Raw genomic sequence first — 21074 nt, 5'->3', positions numbered from 1 at the left:
AGATTTCCGGTGGCAATGGCGAAGGGGATCCACCTGTTCCCATACCGAACACAGAAGTTAAGCCCTTATGCGCCGATGGTACTTGGCTGGTGACGGCCCGGGAGAGTAGGTCGCTGCCGGATTCCATTCAAAAAAGAGAGTCGAAAGTGGCTCTCTTTTTTGTCGTTTTGGCGACTATTTTATCTGATTAGTTTTGACGCGCTGCATACTTTAAGCATTATTGCGGAATGCAGGTTGAACGGTCCACCGGGACCTGCATTCTTTTCATCAGAAGCGCCGGAATGATTTGTATAAATAAAATGATCAGGACGATTATTCCGGCGCTGTTTTGCTTGTTATACAGAAGCATCGTCAGAAGAATGCCCAGTACGCGGCCACCGCCGTACCAGAATTCACGAAGAGCATGTACCTCGCTGCCCAATCCCTGCAACTGGCGAACATTCTCCACAACCCCAACATACGCAGTCACGGGCGGGTTGAGAAAAAATCCACCTAAGGCGGAAAGCAGAAAGTAAAACAGGATCAGTACAGGGAACGATGCATTCATGATCAATACGATAGACGCCCCAATCATCGTTCCAAGGGAAAGAAAAATTGACTTTTTTCGATTACGCGGGGTGATAATACGGGAATAGACCAGTGAGGAAAGGATCGATAAAATGCCGGCGATCGTTCCTGTGATGCCGACTATAAATTCGTTCCGAACCCTTTCAAAGATCAACATGCTGAGAAAAAAGGACATGGTTCCTCCGTAAAAACCGTTCGCAGCGGAGGCGAGCATAGCCGCCCGCGCGGGCTTCTCGGCGCGCAAAACGTGAAAGGCTTTCCTCAGCTGCGCTTTGGGCGATGCGTTTTCGATTGGCTTTAGCTTCATGGAAATATACACCGAGAGCACGGCAACCCCAAAGCCCACGCCAAATATAAATTGATAGCCGGTAAAGTCATGGAAGCTTGCCAACACCGTGCCGGTAAGTGTAGGCAAAAGGATGCCGACAAGGCCGCCCAGTACGTTTTGCAATCCATAGCAAGCGTCCCGTGTCTTGTCGTCCGAATACATCAGCAACTGCAGCGCATAGGTCGTATAGAAAAAACCGTTCGCTACGGAGAAGAGTATCGCAATCCATTGGATGTAGGGTACGGCGTATTGCCCCATCAGCCCCAACACCCCAAAAGCACCAACATAGAAGAGAAGCCCTATTCGCTGAGAAAAAAGCGGAGACTTTGCATGTACCAGCCAGACTGCAATCAGCATAGCGAAGGGTTGAATTCCTGCCAACAACATATTAAACAGCATGACATTGACGTTATTTCCTGTAGCCCGAATGAGATAGGTACTGATAAATGTGCTGGAAAAGCTGGTAAAAATCGCAAAGCAGGTGTATAGCCTTAAAAATGCTTTCCATGGGGCAGAAATACGATATAGGATCTCTCGAAAATACGACACCTCTCCTATCCCCTATCCGATTTGACCTCTGTGCTGATTGAGCACAGGGCGTCCTAACCTTTTTGTTTATATCGCTATGCTGCGGGATTAATGCCTGCCGCTCACCGCAGGGATAGAAGTGGACCTATCCCTGCGGTGCGTTATATGCAGTTGATTTGTTCAGTTCGCTATACGCTGATAGTAAACGATCCGGCAGGTTCGCTTGTCCTTTATTTCAAAAGGCCAGCTTTCCAGCAACAACCGTCCAGATACATGGCCAAGCGTGCCCAGATCTTCATCTGTCAGTTCATAGGTTGCGTCGAGAGCTATATCGCGCAGCTGCAAGTCCATCAGGCGGATTTGGCTGTTCTCCCTGCGGTAGGCGACGATGACACCGCGGCCTTCCTCAGGCTTGGAGAGCTGATAGGCCATCCAATCCTGATCGCTAAAAGAACAACCCGTCAGGGGCCACAGGTCAGCCATCGTGTATTCCCGCAGACGCTTAAAGACCGCTAAGGTCTGCTTGCTCCACAGCCAAATATCCTTGGATGCGTCGGCTGTCAACCCACCTGCAGATATGCCGCCCGCGAGGCAACTGCGGACGCGGTAGGTGTCCTTTTCCGCAAAGTTTACGCTGGTCGAATTCACCGGGACGAAGCGACTCAGGTAGTAGGTGTGCAACTGAGTGGCGGTGGGTTTGTCCAGCAAACCGAAGCAGGCATAATCTGTGCGGAAGAGGGGGATGGAGCGGCGCAGCGCTTCAAAATCGAGCCGTCGACCGCCACTGGCACAGTTGTCGATGATCAAATGGGGGAAACGCTTCAACAGGTCGCCCCACATTTTGTAGAATCCAGCCACAAAGCGCAGCTCAGAGATCCCCCTTCGATCGGGCGTATCCGCGTATTGCCAGAAGCTCAGCGGGCCAAAGTTGAAGTCGATACGCAGCACGTCCATACGATACTTTTCGATGGAATCGCCGATTACGCCGGTGATCCACGCCAGCGCCTCTGGATTTCCGAGGTTCAACATCATGTCGCCATTTTCACGTCGAAGGCCGATGTACCAATCCGGATGCTCGGAGACCCTTTCCGCACAGGTGCGGCAGCGCTCTGGTTCATACCACAGCAGGAAGCCCATCCCGATATCGTGCGCGGCGTCAGCGATCTCTTCCATCCCGTTGGGGTACAGCGCGCGGGAAGGCTGCCAGTCACCGATGCCTGCATTGCGATACCAGGATCCGTCGGATTCCACATTGCCGGGTGCGACATCGCCATACCAACCCGCGTCGATCCAATAGGTTTCCAATCCGGCATCGTGCTGCTTTAACGCCTCGATATTCCGCAAATGCTGCGCGGCGGTTGAGCCTCCCCAGGCACCTATTGTGATAGGTGCCTGCACGGGCTTACCGTCGATCCGGGGTACGACATATCGCTGCGCAAAGCGGCGGTATCCGTTGAAGACCGTGTACTCATCGCCCTCGCAGCGCTGCACCAGCATGTGGGGTAAGGTAACCGTTTCGCCGGGGTGCAGGCGGAAACTTGCGTCCTCCATGCCGGCCCGCACACGAATGACGCCGTCATCGCCTGGACGCAGGAAATCCGCGCGCCACTGCCCACTCCAGCCGATAGCCAGCGTGTAGCCATACCCATTCATGAGCATCTGAAAATAAGGCATGACCACAGACGAGGAGCGGCCGCCCGTGCAGCGGAGCGTTCGACGCGCGTTGTGAAACATCTGCGTGCGGTTCTCCATAAAGTCGCACATCTGCTCATTCGAACCGTTATAGTCCAAAAAGAAGGGTGTCGTGGAGGGATCAAAGCGGATATCAAAGTGTGCGAGATCGATATTCGATAGCGTCTTTGTGTCGTAGCTTGACGCATTTTGCAGGGTTACATACCACTCCAGGGTTTCGCTATCCCGAAAGCGCCGTACAATCATCTCGATGTGGAGGGAATCATCCAACACGGCGCAATAACGCTCAAGCTCGTATTCCTGCAAGGTTTCCTTAAGCACCGTCCACGGAAGACCGTGAAGTTCAGCATCCTTTTCGCCATAGGTAAAGCCTATCGGAAACTGATCCTGAAATAGCTCTTTGTACAGCTCGTCCATATCATTCCATCCTTTCCTTTCGATACAGTCTCCCTCGTTCCCGGAGCCGGTATCTGCTAAGTCACATTATAACGGTTCCAGATAAAAAAGAAGATTCGATTCGTACCACACTTCCTTTGTTTTCATTCACACTTTTTCACGGTATTCAGAAGGCGTACAGCCTGTGCCGCGTTTGAACCAAACCGAAAAATAATATTGGTTCACATAGCCTACCATGCTTGCGATCTCATAGACTTTCAGGTTTGGATCTTTCAGCAGTTTTTTTGCTCTTTCCAGCCTTTTTTGGTTTTGATACGCGCTGATGCTCATGCCTGTCTCCTGTTTGAACAGCATGCTCACATAGCTGGGGCTCAGGTAGACTTCCTGAGAAATCCGTTGTAAACCTCCGTCATCCGAAAAACCGACCCGGTCTATTGCATCGTAGATCTGGCGAATGATGCGCTCTTTCTTTTTGCTGACCAGGGCTACACGGCTTTTGCTCTGCTGGGTGATAAAGTCGCATAAGACGTCAATGGCTATAGGCTGCAAACCTCTGCTGGTCTTCCGGTATGCCTCCATGCTGGCTTTTAACAGCGGCTCCACGTCACTTGCGCTGTCCAGCATTTCCCGCACGTACTGATTCAGGACAAATACGGCTGTCATTTGAAACACTTCGGGATTATGCAGGTTCTCCAGGTGATGGCGAAGGTCATTTAGCCGCATGGAGAGCCGCTGCGTATCTGTAATATTTGCCAAGCCATCGCCACAGGCAAGCGCTTCCTTTACTTGTATGCTGATTTGCGGCGTGGAATCGATGAGCTCAGGCGAGGCGTAGACGGCTTGTTCGGACCAGAAGTCGCTTAGGTTTAGCGCCTGCTGTGCCTGCGTGTACAGCCGATGAAGGAGTTCCACACCTTGCAGCGATTGGCTGATGCCAGCTTTGCAGACGATGTTTTGCTGCTTTTGCTGGCTCAGCACAGCTTTGACCTCCAGCAAGTAGCTGTCAACGGCGCTTTGATCCGGCTCCTCCGTGTCGGCCCATACCGCGGCAATGGCGGTTTCGCTCATGACGACGCAGAGCGCGTCGGGCATTTTTTTCTCAGCCGAAGCTTTCAGCACCCAGACCTCCGAACAATTTTCCGGCAGAACCGCTTCAAAGGCAACACAGGTATACCAGGAGTGTTCTGTCCATGAGGGAAAGGCCGTTTGCAGCAGCAACTGCTGCAAGACCTTACGCCCCATCAGCTGTTGCCGTAATAGATGTTCGCGCATAAAGGGCAAAGCGTTTTTCAAAAGCGCGGCACGATCTGCCCGGTTTCGTCCGGCGTCAAAGGCACGAAGCACCGTTTGTACCAGCTTTTCATTGTTTATGGGCTTATCGATATAATCAAATACCTTCAGTTTCATCGCGGAAATGGCGTAGTCGAATTCTTTATATGCGCTGATGAATACGACCTGTATTTGTGGGAAATGCTCTGCGACATATTGCGTCAGGGCAATGCCGTCCATTCGTGGCATTTTCACGTCTGTTACGAGGACGCTCACATCTTCGGTCAACAGCCTTTGAGCCTCTACACCGTCGTAAGCGACGCCGGCAATTTCAACGCCATGCACTTCCCAGGGTATGGTCGTCGTCAAGGCTCGAATCAGCGTTCGGTTATCATCTACAAGGACGATCTTGATCATAGGTTGCTCTGGCCTCCTCTGACAGCCCCTCCAGTGGAATCGCTACGCTTACACGGCTCCCGCCTTCCGGCCGATTTCTGAGAATCAATCGCGCGTTTTTGCCAAAATACAGCTTCAGGCGGGAAGCCACGTTCCACAGACCGATGCCATATCCACGGTCTATACGATGTTTGGCTTCTGAACGCTCTAGCATGTCCTGTGTAAAACCGGGCCCGTTGTCCATAATATGAATGTATACTGACGCATCTTCTACCCGCGTATTCAACAAAATGTATCCATGCCCGGCGGCTTCCATAGCTCCATGCAGCAGGGCGTTTTCAACGATGGGTTGAAGCAGGAATTTCGGTATCGTGATATTCTGCACGTTCTGGGGTATCTCCTGAATCTCGTAGGAAAAGGTCTCCTCGTACACGGTTTGCTGAATTTGCAGGTAAAGTTTGATGGTTTCAATCTCCTCGAGCAGGGACACATACTCGCTGCCGCGGTCGAGCGTGCGATTGAAGAAGCTGGCGAGACTCATTACAAGGCCAGAAGCGGCTTCGGTGTCGTGCAGATCGATATATCCTTTAATAGAGGCAAGCGTATTATACAAAAAGTGAGAATTGATCTGTAAGCGCAGGGCTTCCATACGATAGCGACTCTCGCGCAGCACCATGTGTTCATTTTGCAGACTCAGTTCGCTGATGCGTGCCATTTGACGGTTGTACGTTCGGATGAGGACGGCAATTTCCTCGCAGTCCCCGGGTTTTTCCTCTATATGATGTTTCAACATGCCTGGCAGTGTCGCGGCATGCTCGCTGCCTTGAATGGTTTGTGTCACTGCCTTCAGGCGGCTGGTCAGCATGCGACTAAAAATCACGACCAGCATGCCTGCGATCAAACAGCTCAGCAGGATGATGCAGACCGTCGTGGACAAAATGCCTGCGGCATCCCCCATAAGCGCCTGGCTGGACAGGGTCATTACCAGCCGCCAATCGCTATTTTCAATTTTTGAGGATAAGCGGCACAGGCTTCCGTCTTGCACAAAGACGTTGGCGTAGACGTCGTCAACCGTCTCTTTGGGCAACACGGCGTTCATTTGCGATTCATCGGTGGAAGCCAGCACACGCCCTTCGCGGTTGATCAACATGACAGGCATATCCTCTTCGCCCCAGCCTTTCAGAAGACTGCTGCTTTCCAGATCGACAACCACGGCGCCGCATAGTTTCGGCCCCTCCAACAGCAGACGTACCACAGAGATCCGGTAATCATTCCAAATGGCCGAGGCATGATACGTGTCGGCAATCTGCACCTGTTTGGTACGAACACGCACCGTGTCGTCGATCGGTATCATCGAGGACAGACGATCTAGGGCGCAGAAATAGCTTCCCTCTGTCTGGTAGATCAAGCTGGTATTGTTGGTGAAAATGCGTATTTTCTTGAAATCGAACTGTTCCGCCAACATATAAAGGTACTGCTGGATATGCTTGAATGTTCCTACCTGGTTGCTGGAGATCGTCACGTTTTCTTGAAACATGGAATCATAGACGTCATCGGCGTAGAGTACCTGTTCGGTGATACCGATGGCGTTGGCTAGCGTCGTGCCGAGGCTGCCGGCCATTTTGCTCATCAAGTGGGTCATCGTTTCGAGCTGATTGCTTTGTATGACCTGTCTCGTCTGTTGATAACAAAAGGCGCCGGCCAACATTAACGTCAGTATAATGACTGCCGTAAAGGTCAGAATAAGGCGCTTGGAAAGCGTCAATGGGCGTGTTACATATTTCATGCTCTGAATACTCCAAAATATACGGGAGGAGAAGGGGCGGTTTCACCCCTTCTCCCGGCGATCTTGGCAATGGGCGCTTTGTCATTCGCCGCCTGCTTTGATTACTTGATGCCCATGCCTTCGCAATACTGCGCGTTCTTTTCAGCGTACCACTGGTCATAACCCGCTTGCTTCAGGTTCTTCACCATCTCATCCAGGCCGGCCTGCAGCTCCACCTTGCCGGTGATGATATTCACCAACGCTTCGGAGGAGATGGTCTGCATGTCCGCGCCACTGGTAGCGTCGGTCTCAAACTGATAGTTTATGAAGCCGTCGCAGGCAATCCAGGTTTGGGTCGTGGGCGCTGGCTCGAAGATCTTCTTCCAGTCGGTGCCTTCAAAATTTTCTGTCAGCGGAACCCACCAGTCGGAGTACAGGTTGCCGACCATACCGCCTAAACCCCCCGATACAACCTTGTTGTCTGAGCCGTCGCGAACGAATTTGATCTTGCCGTCGTCGGTGTAGGTATAATGCTTGCCTTCGATGCCATAGTTCGCGAGAGCCCAGTTCTCACGGGATGCGCAGCACCAGTTCAGAACCTTGATGACCTCTTCGGGATGCTCCGTTGAAGCGACCAGGCCGATAAACATGCCGGTTTCATACCCATACTGCCAAGTGGTTGCGCCGCCGTTTATATCGTTTACCAGATTGCTTAGCAATGCCCACTCCTGTGGTTTCGCGCCTTCGGCAAGAGGGGTGTCCGGATTCAGTCCGGCTTTCTTGTCGGCTGTGGACTGGAACCCGTAACTATCGCCGATGCACACAACGCGGTCAGAGGCTTTCAGCTGATCCGCATGGTCAAAGGTCGTGGTGAAGATCTCAGGATCCAGAATGCCGCTTGCGTAAGCGTCTACCTGGCGCTGCAGCCATTGCTTGAAGCCTTCGTCTTCCCAATATACCGTGATGCCTAGGTCGGTTGCATAGTGATTTACCATAGCGGTGCCTTCTGCATTGGTCAAGGTCTGATTTCCGTCCGCATCTACGAGATGGAAGTTCATAGGACCGGAATTGTAAATCCAGGTGATATGGCCGCCTGTCAGGCCGACCAGATCCGGCTCGTTGTTCACGACGGTGCGAATCCCTTCCAGCAGTTCGCTGACCGTGGCAGGTACGGTGTCGATGCCATACTTGCGGAACAGGTCCATGCGCACCCAGGTGCTGCAATAAAACGGAACCGGTGCCTGAATTGGAATCAGGTAGATCTTGCCGTCTACCTTGTAGGGATCCCATAACTTGCTGTCCACTTGCGCCAAAATATCCTGACCATACTGGGCAAGCAGATCGTCGAGCGGGATCAGCATATGTTTCTGGATGAACGTGTTCCAGGTGGTGAGCGGCATATTGGACGAGATCGCGTCCAATTCTCCCGCTGTGACCTTCACCGCAATCTGGTCGGTGCTGAAGCTGTCGGAGGTGATCATGTTGAGATCGACAGGAATGCCCAAGTCCCTCCCAATCGCTTCTTCAACCGCTTTCTTGGCTTCTTCACCGTTAGCGGTGTTATAGTCGCCGTTTAGGGAGAACAGGTTCAACTTGATGGGCTCCCCCGTGCGTTCTTCTGCCATGGTCAGGGTCGCACAGCTCAACAAAAGGAGCGCAGATAGGAAACATGCAAGGACTCGTTTCATGGGTGGACCTCCTTAAATAATTTTTATTCCTCAGCGGCGATGATCCCTCCCGCTGAAAAGCATGGGTATCCTCACCCCTTGAGAGAACCGACCATTACGCCCTTGACAAAGTATTTTTGTACAAAGGGATAGAGGATTAAAACAGGGCCGATGCTGACGACGATGGACGTCATTTTGGTTACGATGCTGGGCGGCGTGCTATCCATCATCTTTCCAGCCATCTTTGTGGCGTCCATAGCCGTTGCGGCATTCGTATTGATGATTTCTCTTAGGGCCATTTGCAGCGGGTACATTTTTGAATCGTTCAGATACAGCATCGCGCTGTACCACTGGTTCCAGTAGCCCACCGCGTAGAACAGCCCGATGGTGGCAAAGGACGCCTTGGACAGCGGGAACATGATGCTGAACGCCACACGGGCGTCGCTTGCGCCGTCCAGAACGGCGGACTCCTCGAGCTCGACCGGCAGTTCCTTAAAGAAGGTCCGCATCACCATAACGTTCCAAACCGACAGGGAACCGGGAAGGATGAGCGCCCAATAAGTGTTCATCAGTCCTATGGTTTTGATTACCATGTAGGTGGGGATTAAACCGCCGCTGAAGAACATCGTAAGCACCAACATGCCGTTGACGAACGATTTGCCCGGCAAAGCCGGACGGGACAGGCCATAGGCCAACAGCGCGGTCGCCGACAGGGAGATCGCCGTGCCCACCACCGTGGTGCCAATGGTTACCAGATAAGCGTTCTGTATCTTGGTCCCCCATTTGAACAGCATCGCGTAGTTGTTCAGCGTTGGCCGCAGGGGGAATACCAATCCCCGCGACATGTATTCCGCAGGGGACAGCAGCGAGATCATGACCACGTACAGAAAGGGGAAGAGTGTAAGAATGGCGGCAAGGATCAGTATAATACGGATTAGACTGTCAAAAAACCGCTCCTTGGGCGAGCGCGTTAGCCGTTTCATAGTCAGCTCTCCTTTGCTCAATTAAAACAGCCCGTCATCGCCAATCCGCTTTGTGAACCAGTTAGCGCTTAGAAGCAGAATTAACGCGATTACGCTGCGGAACAGTCCCACTGCCGCGCCGTAGCTCAACTGAAATTCCGTCAGCCCCACACGGTACACGTACGTGTCAATCACGTCCCCGATAGCGTAAAGACTGCTATTGCTGCCGATGTAATTAAATACCTGATCGAAGTTGCTGCCCATTAAACCGCCAATCTGCAAAAGCAGCAGCATCACGATCAGCGGACGGATGCTGGGCAGGGTGATATACCAAGCCTGCTTCAGGCGCGAACATCCGTCTATAATCGCCGCTTCATACATCTGCTGGTCGATTCCGCTGATGGCTGCAAGGTAAATGATGGACGACCATCCGAAGTCCGACCAAATGGAGCTGCCCAATATCATGGGGTAGAAATACTTCTCTTCGCCCATATAATAAATCGGCTGCAGGTTGATGGAGGTACGGATATTGTTTATCAAACCTTCCGAAGGAGAAAACAGCGCGTTCATCAACGCAATGATAACGATCCAGGATAAAAAGTGAGGCATGTAGCTGACGGTTTGCACGACTTTTTGAATGCGGGCGTTCCGTTCTTCGTTGAGCAGCAGCGCAAATGCAATAGGAACCCAGAACCCTGCCAGCAATTTGGCTATGCTCATCAGGAGGGTGTTTCGCATCACACGCTCAAAGTAGAACGAATTTACAAACTTTGTAAACCATTTCAGCCCCACCCAATCGCTCTCCCAGAATCCGCGAAGGCCCAGAATTGGATTGAAGTCGTTAAAGCACATGGTCAAACCCAGCATTGGAAGATATGAAAAAATAATCAATATAATGATGCCGGGAACCATCATCAGATAGACTTGCCAGTGTCGCCTGGCTTCGTTCAGACACACGCGTTTTTGCTTTTTTATGATATCTTCCATGCAATCCCTCCCGTTTCAATAATGATTATATCCTCTTTCGCCTATATTTCAATTTTGTTTTTTATGATGAATGTTTAATAAACCACTATTTTCAGCGCAGGGCTTCACCAAGCAGCGCGGGCTTCCATCCGTCAGGCAAAGCCGGTCGCCGGCGCGGCCTCGCGGTTTGACGGCATCCTTTTTCTATGATAAAATAAGGACGCTGTGCAGCGGCTGCACGGCGTCCTTCGTTCTATTGGAAGAAGGATCAACGCATGGAGGGAACGCTATGAGACGATTGACCTGCATTTTGGCGGCAGCGCTGCTGCTGATGACGCCGGGCATAAAGGGAGTTGCAGAAGATGCGGTGGACGCTCAAATCGAAGCGGTGCTCGAGGTCTGCGTAGAGGAACTTGGATATACCGCCACCAAAGGCGGGTTCAGCAAATATGGCGAATGGGCGGGCGGCGCCTACAAGGAGTGGTGCTCGGAGTTCGTCTCCTGGAGTACGGAGCAGGCGGGTGAACGCACGGGAGAGCGGCTGCTGGACGTGCTCTATCCCATGCAGGCGGAGTGCCAGACGGGTGTGGACTGGTTTATTGCGCGCGGCCGCTACGTGACGACCACGGGCACGCTCAAGGGGTACGGCGAACAGTGGTATTGGGAAGACGCGGTTTCCACAGCGGAGCGCCCCTATACCCCGCGCCGCGGCGACCTGATCTACATCGAATGGTACAAGTACAACCGCATCGACCACGTCGGCATCGTGGAGTACCTCTCCAAGGACGTAGACGGAACGATTCTGGTACACACGATCGAGGGCAATAACAAAATTCTCGGTCCCTCGCCGACGAACGTGCAGCGCTATACCTACCGGCTGGACGACGCGAGCATCCGCGGTTACGGCATCACCCGGGACGGCATTGTGGGCACTACCCTCAAGAAGGGCAACGAAAGCGAAGGCGTCGCGGCGCTTCAGGGATGGCTGGCGGATGCGGGCTACTTTAAGGGAGAACAGAGCGGTAAGTTTGGCGCCGGAACCGAAGAGGCGGTCAAGGCTTTTCAGGCAGACGCCGGGCTTTCACGCACGGGCGTCGCGGACGCGGCAACGCAGCGCGCACTGCGGGACGCGGCCGGCGCATGACGGCTATCAGGCACAAAAAGGACGCGGCGTTTCCCTTGAGAGAGGGAATGCCGCGTCCTTTTGCCTATGCGTCATTCGGCCTTGAACGTCATATTCGGGAAGATGACTTTCATTCGTTCGTCCCCAAAGCGCGCGTCGAAGAAGGATTCCACGAAGTTACGCGGAGGCTGGCCCGCGTCGCGCAGGGTCCAACGCAGTACGGCCCAGGCGCTCAGCGCCATGTCTGCGCACAGCAGCGCGCAGACGACCCAGGTGAGCGGCTTGCCGATCTTGTCGGGTATGCTGAAAATCCATCCGTTGAGCAGCGGGAAGATGTTTTTGATCCAGTAGCAGGCGAGCACGCCCCAGAAGAACGCGTATAGCAGGCAAATGCGCCCATTGACGTTGTAGGGCATGGCGGAATAGTCCCAAGAGGTCGAACCGAAGACCATCTCCTGCCCCCAGGAGCAGATGTACTCGACCACGCTGCCGATGACCGCGCCGAAGAACAGAATGTGCAGGTCGCGGTGGAAGCGCAGGAAGTACAGCCCCAGCGTCAGCGCGACGCATCCGAAGCCATAGACGGGGTTGAAGGGCCCCCAGATGACGCCCACACGGTTTTCATAGTGCCCGCGCGTCAGCAGGCAGAAGAGCGTCTCGATCACGACGCCCAGGAAGCAGCCGAGGAAGAAGATCCAGAACAGCTTGTAAAAGTTAATGCCCTGCGCAAATCGGTTCTGCTCCCTTTCCAGGCGCTCGATCTCGCGCTCGTCCACGCTCTTGATGCGCTCGATCGTGTCCGCAAGGGCCTGCCTGTAATTTACGGAAGTGGCGCTGGGGTTGCGGCGGATCAGCTTCTTCAAGTCCTGACCGGACTGCGCGCGCAGGCGCTCGATGGTTTCCCGGCAGGCCGCGTAGCGTTCGCGCAGTTCCGACCGGATCTCCTCCGGCATGTCTTGCAGCGCCGCCGCGCGCGCGCTGATGTCGTCCAGCACGTCCTCGGTGCGTTCGCGCAGCTCCTGCCTTGCCTGATCCGCCGCCTGCTCGAAGGAGGCCACGCGCGCGCGGATCGCCTCCGCCTCGCGGCGCAGGAGTTCGCTCTGCTCGATGAGCTTGCGCAGGTTGTAGGCCGAGCGGAAGGACGTAACGAAGTCGTACACGAAGATGACGCTCACGACGAAGACCAACGCGCCCGCCATGTCGTCCGAAAGGTAGAAGACGAAGCGCTCCAGCCAGGTTTGCAGGAACGCGACCAGCGCGACGCTGAGCGCGCCCCAGGCCAACGAGGAGGTCAGGCAGATGTAGCCGTGCAGGTTGAAACGCTTGTGGCTGTAATCCCAATAGCGGACTTTAAACAGCCGCTCCATGCACGCGCCCGTGACGTATTCCAAAATCGTAGCGGCGAGCATGCCCAGCAAAAAGACGAGCACGTAATTCGTGCGGACGGGCAACGTGAAGAGCAGGATCATGATCGCGCCCGATCCGTAGATCGGCAGGAAGGGCCCTTTCATGAAGCCGCGGTTTACGGGTTTGCGCTGGGAGACGGAGACGACCGTCGATTCAAAGCACCAACCGATAAAGCAGTACAGATAAAAAAACAGCAGCCACTGGGTCCAGTGATAAGTCATGTACAGCGTGCCCCCTCGTTTCCAAGTCGTTCACGTCCAAGTATAGTACGACGGAAGGAATTGGGCAAGGGCAGGGCGGCGTTTATCACAATTTTTCGTCCGAATTCGCACCGCCAAAGCGTCCGGCTCCGCGCATAGAAGCGGCGGAGCCGGACGCTTTTTTAATTACGCCTGAACGGTGCCCACGTACAGCGTTCCTTCTCCCAGCAGGCGCGCGTGGGTGTAGGGCTTCGACGGGAAGAGGAGGGCGGTGTTTGCGTAGGTGCCTTCGTCCGCGAAAACTTCCGCGATGCAGCGGTCAAAGTAAAGCGTAAGCGCGATGTCCCCCGTTTGCAGGCGGGGCGTCACGGTGACGGAGGCGAGGCCCGCACGGTACAGCTCGCTGAAGTCGCGCGATCCGGCCTGCGTCCTGTCCGTAAAGAAGCGCTTCTCGTTGTCCAGCCCCACGACGAATGTTTCCCCCTGGGCGTTGAAGAGGGAGGTGCAAAACGGCCCCTTTGCCTCGATACGCAGGCAGAATTGCTCGCCGGGCAGGGCTGTTTCGACCGTCGGCTGCTGGCCGGGCTGCCTGGACGCCGCCCCCGGGACCTCGCACAGCAAAAAAGCCGGGACGATGGGCGCGCTGGAGAGGCGTGGGCCCTCCACGGTCTGCACCAGGGCGAGGTTCCGGGCGTAGGTCATGAGCCCGCAGAAGGGGCCGGTGGGCTCCTCCGCCGCGTAGTTCCAACTGGTACCCCAGCCGATGATGCAGGGCTTTTCTGCGCCGGAAAACGTCACGGCGGCGTAGTTGTCGTACCCTGAGTCGATCAGCTTCACCCGAAGGGAAGGATGAGTTTCCACAAAGGTGTTGCCGTCGAACATGCCCAGGAAGTACTGCGTGCGGCTGCCGCCGAATTCCCTGGGCAGCGCCATGCTCGCGATCAGCACCCAAAGCACCGAACCGTCCGGCGCGGGGAGAGGGAAGAGGTCCGGGCACTCGAACACCCCGCCCAGTTTGTTTTCGGCCTGGCCGAATTCTCCGGTCTTATGCCAGTGGAGAAGATCCGGTGAAGCGTGAAATTCTACATGATCCCCCGCGGCGATGACCACGCTCCAGCAGCCGAGCAGGTCGTTGCGGAAGACCTTTGGATCACGGAAGTCCGGCAGATCGCTGTTGGGGATGACCGGGTTGCCCTCGTAGGGCGTAAAGTGCATGCGGTCCTCGGAGAAAGCGATGCTCTGCTGCTCGTGTTCACCGTGGTGGGTGTACATGCAGATCATGGGATCCCGTTCCCTGCCCAGTCCCGAGGTATTGCCTTTGTCGATGACCGCGCTGCCGGAAAAGATCAGGCCCAGGCGCTCGTCGGGCGAGAGCGCGATGCCCTGGTTCTCCCAGTTCAAAAGGTCTTTGCTGGTCGCGTGAATCCAGTGCATCGGGCCCCATACGGTGTCGTGCGGATAGTGCTGGGCGAAGAGATGCCAAATGCCGTCCTCGTAGAGCGGGCCGTTGGGGTCGTTGATCCAGCCCTTGGGCGGCGTATAGTGGAAACGGGGGCGAAAATCGCGGGAACCCTGTGTGCTCATTAAGGAAAACCTCCTGTCTTTGTCAGTCGGACTGTTCGGTGCTGAGCCGTGCGTCTTTCAGACACATGCCGCCGTTTTGGGCGTAGATGCCGAGCGCTGCGCCCTTTAAGTCGTACATACGGGCGGAAAACGCGATCTTGTCGTCGATGTATGCGACCAGGATCGTGTCCTCCACCGTGAGGACGACGTGAAAGGACTTGCCGGCGTCCATGTGGAAGATGCGGCTCAACCCCTCGTCGTTGAAGCGCTTATAGTTCAGCCGGGGCTTCATGAAGAAGTCGATGCGGTGCGCGTAAGGCTCGAAGTTGAGGGCGTAGGCGGTGTCGTCGGCTTGGCTTGCGCGCAGCAGAAAACCGAAGGTGTGCGTGCCCTCCTCGAAGCTTACGTCCGCCTCGAAACGGAAGGCGCGGGGCGCGGCTTCCTGTGCGTAGCGCACCGAGGTGCCGGCTTTGCACGAGACGGCGGCCGGCGTGCCCGCCTCCGCGCCGGCAAAGGCAAGGTCGTGCTGCCCCTTCTTCCAGGAGGCGGCGACCGTCTGCGGCTCGCGGCAGGCGAGCTCCCCGTCTTCGAGCTGATACAGCTCGTGGACGGCCAGGCTGCCCGCCCAGCGGAAGCCGCTGAAATCCGTCTCGTCGTTGCGCGTGGAGATCCAGCCGAACAAATAGCGCTTTTCCCCGTCCGAATACGACTTTGCGGCGTAGTAGGGACGGGTGTCGAAGACATCCTGCGGCGGCGTGATAAAGGGGCCGTACGGGCTTTTGCTCATGACGTAGCGCGTGCGGTTGACGTCGCTGAATTCGGAGTAGATCAGGTAATACCAGTCGCCCATCTTGAAGAGATCGGGGCATTCGTGGGTGTAATAGCTTTCGGGCGTCCAGAGCGGCGCCCGAACCGACCAGGTGACCAGGTCCTCGCTGGTCAGGTGCGCCGTACAGCCCCTGCGGGGCGCCGGTCCTTCCGTCAATCGAGCGGCCAGCAGCATGTGATAGAGGCCGTCCGCGTCGTCGAAGAAGACGAACGGATCGCGCCAGTCGTGTATTTCGTAGCCGTCGGCCGCCTGAAACGTATGCTCCGGCAGTTTCGTCCAATGGTACAAATCGTCGCTGACGGCGTGCATGACCTTCTGTTCGGGCAGTCCCCTTTGGCGCAGGAAGGGGTTATGGCCGGTGTAGAAGATATGGAACCTTCCCTGCGCGCGCAGCACGCTTCCCGTGTAAACGCAGCGGTCCTGTTCGTCCTCCGTGCCGTAGGGGAGCATGACGCCCTTGGGATCGAAATGGACGAAGTCCTCTGTTTCCACCAGGTTCCAGGAGATGCCGTCCAGATGGCCGCGCGGAGCGTGTCTGTCCAGCAGGTAGAAGAGGCGGAACTTTCCGTTCCAGTAAAAGGGGATGTAATCCCCGGACCAGCCGTCGCTGGGCTTATAGAATGCTTGCGTCGCCATGATCGGCGCCTCCTTCGATCGGTTCATATTCGGGTGACGGAGCCCATCGTATTTGCCTCCATCATAGCAGATCGGCGGTGAAGCGCAAATAGTATTTTTTGACGAATTGTTGAAAATATCGATTGAATTTTGGATATTTGGGTTGATGTCATTGGCAATTTTGCGTAATATAGGGGGTGGAATGACGCCGCGCCGGAAAATGAAGATAAAGGTAGAATATTCGAGCCATAGATCAATGGATGCTTTCGGTGCACATTTGTGTGCACGAAAGCGTCCATTGTTTGTTTTTTTCATGTGACATTAAATGTCTCATTTTTATGCCACCAGCAGAAGCCGGCCGCGCGGCGGCGAAGGAGATGAACACCCAAGATGCACATCATGATCGTAGAGGACGAGCGGGAAAGCCGCGAAGGGCTGGGCGCGATGCTGCTAAGGCTGGCTCCGACCGCGCAGACGTGGCTGGCGGCCTGCGGGGACGAAGCGATGAGGCTGCTTGCGGACCATCCCGTCGATCTGATCTTCCTGGACATCCGCATGCCGGGTATGGACGGCCTGACGCTGCTGGGAGAAATCCGCCGCCGCGCGCCCTCGGTCGCCGTCGCGATCCTGAGCGCGTACGACCAGTTTTCCTACGCGCAAAAGGCGATCCGGCTGGGCGCAATCGACTACATCACCAAGCCGTACACGGAGCAGGCGATTCGCCAGGTCGTAGAAAGGGTGCAGGAAGGAATGGAACCGGGCGGCCAGGGAAATGCGATCTTTTTGCCGCTAGACTTTTCTGGCCTGATGACGAACCCGGCGATGTGCGCGCAGGTGCTCGCCGGCCGCCTCAATTTGCCCTCGGACGCGAAGCTGCCCGGGAGGCTTTACCTGTTCCGTATTACGCCTGAGGGGGAGGCGCTTTCGCAGGAGACGCAGCGCAAAATCATGGCGTGGCTGCTCAGGGAGATCGAGGCGCTGTTGCCGCCCGAAGGGCGTGCGCTGCTGCTGGAGAGCGAGGGAATGTATCCGCTGGCCGTGTTTTCGCGTGAAGCGCCCGTGGAACAGGAGGCGCTGGCGTGTCGTCTGGAAGAAGCGCGCGCTCGTTTCGGCGCGCGAATCTGCTGCGCGGCGGGCGCGCCCGAAGCCGACCTGCTGCGCAGTATTCGAGCGTCGCTCGCGCACTGCAAGGCGCTGTTGGAGTACTCGTTTTACCTTCCGCCCCCTTGCGTTATCGCGGACGGAGGACTTCAAACGGACGCAGGGAAGCGGGTGAACAGGGGGCTGCTGGAGGAAATGAGGAGCTCCGTCTTCCGGGGCGACCCGGCAGCGGCGGCCTGCGCCGTCGAAGCGGTGAGGCGCGAGGCGCAGACCCCGCCGTACATGCCGGTACAGCGCCTCCTGTATACGCTGCACGCCGAATGGGTCAACATGGCGGACGCTGCGAAGCTTCAGGACGCGCAGCACATGGAACTGGCGGAGCGGGCCGCTGCCGCCTCGCAGCGGAGCCGGGATATCGACGCGTTCTTTTCCGCGTACTGCGCGCTCGCCGTGGAGCTCGCGCAGGCGGTGCGCGAGCTGTCTGCACACGCCGCGAGCGCCCCTATCGAGCGCTGCCTGGCTTATTTGAGCGAGCACTTCAGCGATCCGCAGTTGACCCAGGAGGCCATGGCGCGGAAGCTGCACTTCTCCGCCGGGTACTTCGGGAACCTCTTTAAGCAGGCGCAGGGGGAATCCTTTGTGCGGTATCTGAACAGGCTGCGCATCAGCAAGGCGCAGGAGCTGCTGGCGGCCAGCGACCTCAGGGTCTACGAGGTCGCCGAGCAAACCGGGTTCGCGAACGTGAATTACTTCATCCGCGTCTTCAACCAGCACACGCAGATGTCCCCCAACCGCTACCGCATGCTGTACGCCGCGAGGAGAGATGAGAAATGAAGATGTCCATCAGCAGGAAGATGCTCGTCGGCATCGTCCTGCTCATCCTCTTTGAATCGGCCGTGGTAACCGTTTACTTTTCCGTGGATACGGCCAGGCAGGTGCGCAGGCGGACGGAGGACGGCATGCGCGAGGCGCTGATCTCTAACGCGCGCATGCTCAACGCCATCCTGGACGACATCGTGGACAGCGCGCAGCTCATGTGCGTAGACACCAAAATGCGCGATCTCCTGCAGGCGCTGCACGCACCGGGCGTGCGGGGACGCATGAACTGGGAGGACGGCATGCGCAAGATCGTGTTCAACTATTTCGGATCGGCCGTCAGCGACTACGACGCGTACATCTACGACATCAACATCTTCTCGGAAGACTTTGAATATTCCGATCAAAACGTCTTTGCGTATACCTGCGCGGACGTTCAGGGGACGGGCCTGACCGGCGCGCTGGAACGGCGGCCTTATTACGTCTGGGAGCCGACGACGGACGCGCGCGCGCACCTTACGGAGCGCATGAAGCGCTACGCGAAGGGGACGGATGCGCGAATCGACACCAAGGTCTTTCGCCTGATCAAGCGGATGAACATCTCGACGGTCGAGGGCGAGGCGATTCAAAAGCTCCCCCGGGAAATCCCACCCCCTTATCTGGTGGTCAGCATTTCGCCTGGGCTTCTGTACAACACCTTCTCGCCCGACGGCCTGACGCCGGGCAGCACGTACATGATCGTCACGAGCGAAGGGCGAATCGTGAGCGGAGAGGACATCGCAAAGAACGGCAGCTACCTGCAGGCGCCCTCCGTGATAAATGCGCTTTTGGAAGGGGAGGGCTACCGCTGCGGCATGTACGCGATCGACGGGGAAGAGGCGCTGGTGGGCATGCTTCCGGCGAACGTCAGCGACTGGTTCTATATCTGCGCCGTGCCCGAGGGGGACATCACGCACTCCGCGCGCGAGACGTTCGCGCTGTACATCCGTCTGCTCGCGCTCGTGTGCGCCGCGACGCTGATATTAAGCGCCTTCTTCATCCGCAAGACCCTGCGCCCGGTGCGGGAGCTGGCGCAGAGGGCGGCCCACATCGCCAACGCTCCGGAAAGCGCGCTCGGCCTCGACAGCCCGCGCGAGACAGACCGCATCATGACGGTAATCGAGAGCATGAACGAGCGAATCGAGCGGCTGGCGGAGAACAACGTCGAGCTGGAGCGGCGAGAGAAGGACGCCAACATCCTGATGCTGGAAATGCAGATCAACCCGCACTTCCTCTACAACTCGCTGAACAAGCTGCATATTCGCCTTTTGAGCGCGGGACAGGGCGAGATCGCGGAGCAGGTGATCGCGCTCTCGGGCGCGCTGCGCTATTCGGTGGATACGAAGGCGCATCTGGTCTACCTGTACAAGGACATCGAACAGCTGGGCCTCTACCTTGCGTCCGTCCAGAGCGAAAACGAGAACAGGTTCGCCGTGTACTACGACATCGACGAGCCGCTGTATGACGCCATCGTGCCGAAGATGCTCCTTCAGCCCTTCGTGGAAAATTCCATCCTTCACGGCTTCAGGGAGGCCGCTTTCGGATGCCTGATTCACATCGAAGGGACGCTGCAGGACGGGGACGTGCTGATCGTGGTCAGCGACAACGGCACGGGCATCCCGGAGGAGCGAAAGGAACTGCTGCTTTCGGGCGGAGGCGGCGGACACATCGGCTGTGCCAACGTACACAAGCGCATTCAGCTTCTTTTCGGGGAGAAGTATGGCGTGTCGGTTCTGCCCGCGCAAAGCGGCGCACGCATCGCGATCAGGCTGCCGTATCTCTTTGAAAAGTGAGTGGATTTGTGCATCGTTTTCGCAGATTGTGCGATTTACAGGTTGCTGCAAAACGTGTTATAAAATTTGTGAAGAATGCTTTGAATGGAGGCTGCGCTGTGGTGATTCAGACGAAACAGGCCCTCGGGTCCCGGACCCGCATGGAGCGGCTTAGGCGCTTTATGGCGCACAACTGGCAACTGTACATTCTATTGCTCCCGGCCTTTGTATGGCTGATCGTCTTTTGCTACGCGCCGATGTACGGCGTGACCATCGCCTTTAAGGATTACAAGGTGAAGCTCGGCATCACGGGGAGCCCCTGGGCGGGATTCAAGTACTTTGAACAGTTTTTCAGCACGAGCGTGGCGGTGAAGAGCATCCGCAATACGCTGCTGCTCAGCCTCTATTCGCTGCTCTTCGGCTTTCCGATCCCCATTCTTTTCGCGCTGATGCTGAACATGCTGCGCAGCGCGCGGTACAAAAAGTTCATTCAGACGCTGTCGTTTGCGCCCCACTTCATTTCGGTCGTTGTCGTCGTGTCGATGATGAACATCATGTTCGCTCCCTCCAACGGGTGGGTCAACAAGCTGATTACGTCCACGGGCGCGAAGGAAGTCCTGTTCATGACGCGCTCCGAGTATTTCCGGACGATGTACGTCGCGTCGGGCATATGGCAGGACATGGGATTCAACGCCATCGTCTACATCGCCGCCCTCGCCGGGGTGAGTCCGGAGCTGCACGAGGCGGCGATCGTGGACGGCGCCAGCAAGGTCAGGCGGCTGATCCACATCGACATCCCCTGTATCCTCCCGACGGTGACGATCATGTTCATCCTTTCGGTCGGCAACCTGTTTTCGGTCGGCTACGAAAAGGCCTACCTGATGCAGGGCGGGCTCAACACCGAGGTGAGCGAGATCATCTCCACCTACGTGTACAAGGTAGGCCTGCAAAGCGCGCAGTACTCCTTCTCGGCAGCGGTGGGCCTGTTCAATTCGGTCGTCAATCTCGTCTTGCTGCTCGCGGTCAACACGTTTGCGCGCAAGATGTCCGACGTCAGCCTGTTCTAAGAGCGG

General features: G+C 56.3%; 14 protein-coding genes and 1 rRNA gene. 5 read left to right on the top strand and 10 right to left on the bottom strand.

The features are described from left to right. The first annotated feature begins 5 nt into the window (after positions 1–5). Positions 6–122 (top strand): 5S ribosomal RNA (gene rrf, locus C1725_RS18795). A 95-nt stretch (positions 123–217) separates the two neighbouring features. On the opposite strand, the gene C1725_RS18790 is transcribed toward rrf, so the two are convergent. The 7 genes from C1725_RS18790 to C1725_RS18760 form a co-directional block, all read right to left on the bottom strand. Beyond that, positions 218–1444, bottom strand: a complete 1227-nt coding sequence (locus C1725_RS18790) for an MFS transporter (RefSeq protein WP_146009298.1) — start codon at positions 1442–1444, stop codon at positions 218–220. Between the two features lie 159 nt (positions 1445–1603). After that, positions 1604–3532: an alpha-galactosidase gene (locus C1725_RS18785; protein ID WP_102413203.1), complete on the bottom strand. Its 1929-nt coding sequence runs from the start codon at positions 3530–3532 to the stop codon at positions 1604–1606. 126 nt (positions 3533–3658) lie between these two features. Beyond that, positions 3659–5197, bottom strand: a complete 1539-nt coding sequence (locus C1725_RS18780; RefSeq protein WP_102413202.1) for a response regulator — start codon at positions 5195–5197, stop codon at positions 3659–3661. After that, the gene (locus C1725_RS18775) at positions 5172–6962 is read right to left on the bottom strand and encodes a histidine kinase (RefSeq protein ID WP_102413201.1); all 1791 of its coding nucleotides are present in this window, start codon (positions 6960–6962) and stop codon (positions 5172–5174) included. The genes C1725_RS18780 and C1725_RS18775 overlap by 26 nt, the downstream gene beginning before the upstream one ends. Positions 6963–7063: 101 nt before the next feature. Next, complete coding sequence (locus C1725_RS18770; protein WP_102413200.1) at positions 7064–8629, bottom strand: extracellular solute-binding protein; 1566 nt, start codon at positions 8627–8629, stop codon at positions 7064–7066. A 71-nt stretch (positions 8630–8700) separates the two neighbouring features. Continuing rightward, a complete protein-coding gene (locus C1725_RS18765) occupies positions 8701–9591 on the bottom strand; it encodes an ABC transporter permease subunit (protein ID WP_102413199.1) in 891 nt (296 codons plus the stop codon). Positions 9592–9612: 21 nt separating this feature from the next. Beyond that, positions 9613–10557 carry an ABC transporter permease subunit gene (locus C1725_RS18760; protein WP_102413198.1) on the bottom strand — a complete coding sequence of 315 codons (945 nt, stop codon included), beginning with the start codon at positions 10555–10557 and terminating at the stop codon, positions 9613–9615. Between the two features lie 268 nt (positions 10558–10825). Between C1725_RS18760 and C1725_RS18755 the strand changes: the two genes are divergently transcribed. Continuing rightward, positions 10826–11680 (top strand): peptidoglycan-binding protein, encoded by an 855-nt coding sequence (locus C1725_RS18755; RefSeq protein ID WP_346026863.1) that lies wholly within the window; start codon positions 10826–10828, stop codon positions 11678–11680. Positions 11681–11751: 71 nt separating this feature from the next. On the opposite strand, the gene C1725_RS18750 is transcribed toward C1725_RS18755, so the two are convergent. The 3 genes from C1725_RS18750 to C1725_RS18740 all read right to left on the bottom strand — a co-directional run bounded on the left by C1725_RS18750 (position 11752) and on the right by C1725_RS18740 (position 16294). Next, complete coding sequence (locus C1725_RS18750) at positions 11752–13287, bottom strand: putative ABC transporter permease (protein WP_102413196.1); 1536 nt, start codon at positions 13285–13287, stop codon at positions 11752–11754. Between the two features lie 165 nt (positions 13288–13452). Continuing rightward, complete coding sequence (locus C1725_RS18745) at positions 13453–14850, bottom strand: GH32 C-terminal domain-containing protein (RefSeq protein ID WP_102413195.1); 1398 nt, start codon at positions 14848–14850, stop codon at positions 13453–13455. A 22-nt stretch (positions 14851–14872) separates the two neighbouring features. Beyond that, positions 14873–16294, bottom strand: coding sequence for a family 43 glycosylhydrolase (locus C1725_RS18740; RefSeq protein ID WP_346026862.1), 1422 nt, complete (start codon positions 16292–16294; stop codon positions 14873–14875). 369 nt (positions 16295–16663) lie between these two features. Between C1725_RS18740 and C1725_RS18735 the strand changes: the two genes are divergently transcribed. The 3 genes from C1725_RS18735 to C1725_RS18725 all read left to right on the top strand — a co-directional run bounded on the left by C1725_RS18735 (position 16664) and on the right by C1725_RS18725 (position 21068). Then, positions 16664–18208 (top strand): response regulator, encoded by a 1545-nt coding sequence (locus tag C1725_RS18735; protein ID WP_102413193.1) that lies wholly within the window; start codon positions 16664–16666, stop codon positions 18206–18208. Continuing rightward, a complete protein-coding gene (locus C1725_RS18730; RefSeq protein ID WP_102413192.1) occupies positions 18205–20022 on the top strand; it encodes a histidine kinase in 1818 nt (605 codons plus the stop codon). Before C1725_RS18735 ends, C1725_RS18730 begins: the two co-directional genes overlap by 4 nt. A 101-nt stretch (positions 20023–20123) precedes the next feature. After that, positions 20124–21068, top strand: a complete 945-nt coding sequence (locus C1725_RS18725; RefSeq protein ID WP_346026861.1) for an ABC transporter permease — start codon at positions 20124–20126, stop codon at positions 21066–21068. Positions 21069–21074 lie beyond the last annotated feature (6 nt).

The organism is Beduinella massiliensis (assembly GCF_900199405.1).
Lineage (GTDB): Bacteria > Bacillota > Clostridia > Christensenellales > Aristaeellaceae > Beduinella > Beduinella massiliensis.
The sequence above is the reverse complement of the archived record's forward strand: the minus strand, read 5'-3'. Positions and strand labels throughout refer to the sequence as shown.

What these genes read in the sequence shown, in the direction of transcription:
- C1725_RS18760 (WP_102413198.1), bottom strand. Translation starts at nt 10,557, where the DNA reads ATGGAAGATATCATAAAAAAGCAAAAACGCGTGTGTCTGAACGAAGCC.
- C1725_RS18735 (WP_102413193.1), top strand. Translation starts at nt 16,664, where the DNA reads ATGCACATCATGATCGTAGAGGACGAGCGGGAAAGCCGCGAAGGGCTG.
- C1725_RS18765 (WP_102413199.1), bottom strand. Translation starts at nt 9,591, where the DNA reads ATGAAACGGCTAACGCGCTCGCCCAAGGAGCGGTTTTTTGACAGTCTA.
- C1725_RS18730 (WP_102413192.1), top strand. Translation starts at nt 18,205, where the DNA reads ATGAAGATGTCCATCAGCAGGAAGATGCTCGTCGGCATCGTCCTGCTC.
- C1725_RS18780 (WP_102413202.1), bottom strand. Translation starts at nt 5,197, where the DNA reads ATGATCAAGATCGTCCTTGTAGATGATAACCGAACGCTGATTCGAGCC.
- C1725_RS18775 (WP_102413201.1), bottom strand. Translation starts at nt 6,962, where the DNA reads ATGAAATATGTAACACGCCCATTGACGCTTTCCAAGCGCCTTATTCTG.
- C1725_RS18745 (WP_102413195.1), bottom strand. Translation starts at nt 14,850, where the DNA reads ATGAGCACACAGGGTTCCCGCGATTTTCGCCCCCGTTTCCACTATACG.
- C1725_RS18750 (WP_102413196.1), bottom strand. Translation starts at nt 13,287, where the DNA reads ATGACTTATCACTGGACCCAGTGGCTGCTGTTTTTTTATCTGTACTGC.
- C1725_RS18755 (WP_346026863.1), top strand. Translation starts at nt 10,826, where the DNA reads ATGAGACGATTGACCTGCATTTTGGCGGCAGCGCTGCTGCTGATGACG.
- C1725_RS18740 (WP_346026862.1), bottom strand. Translation starts at nt 16,294, where the DNA reads ATGGCGACGCAAGCATTCTATAAGCCCAGCGACGGCTGGTCCGGGGAT.
- C1725_RS18770 (WP_102413200.1), bottom strand. Translation starts at nt 8,629, where the DNA reads ATGAAACGAGTCCTTGCATGTTTCCTATCTGCGCTCCTTTTGTTGAGC.
- C1725_RS18785 (WP_102413203.1), bottom strand. Translation starts at nt 3,532, where the DNA reads ATGGACGAGCTGTACAAAGAGCTATTTCAGGATCAGTTTCCGATAGGC.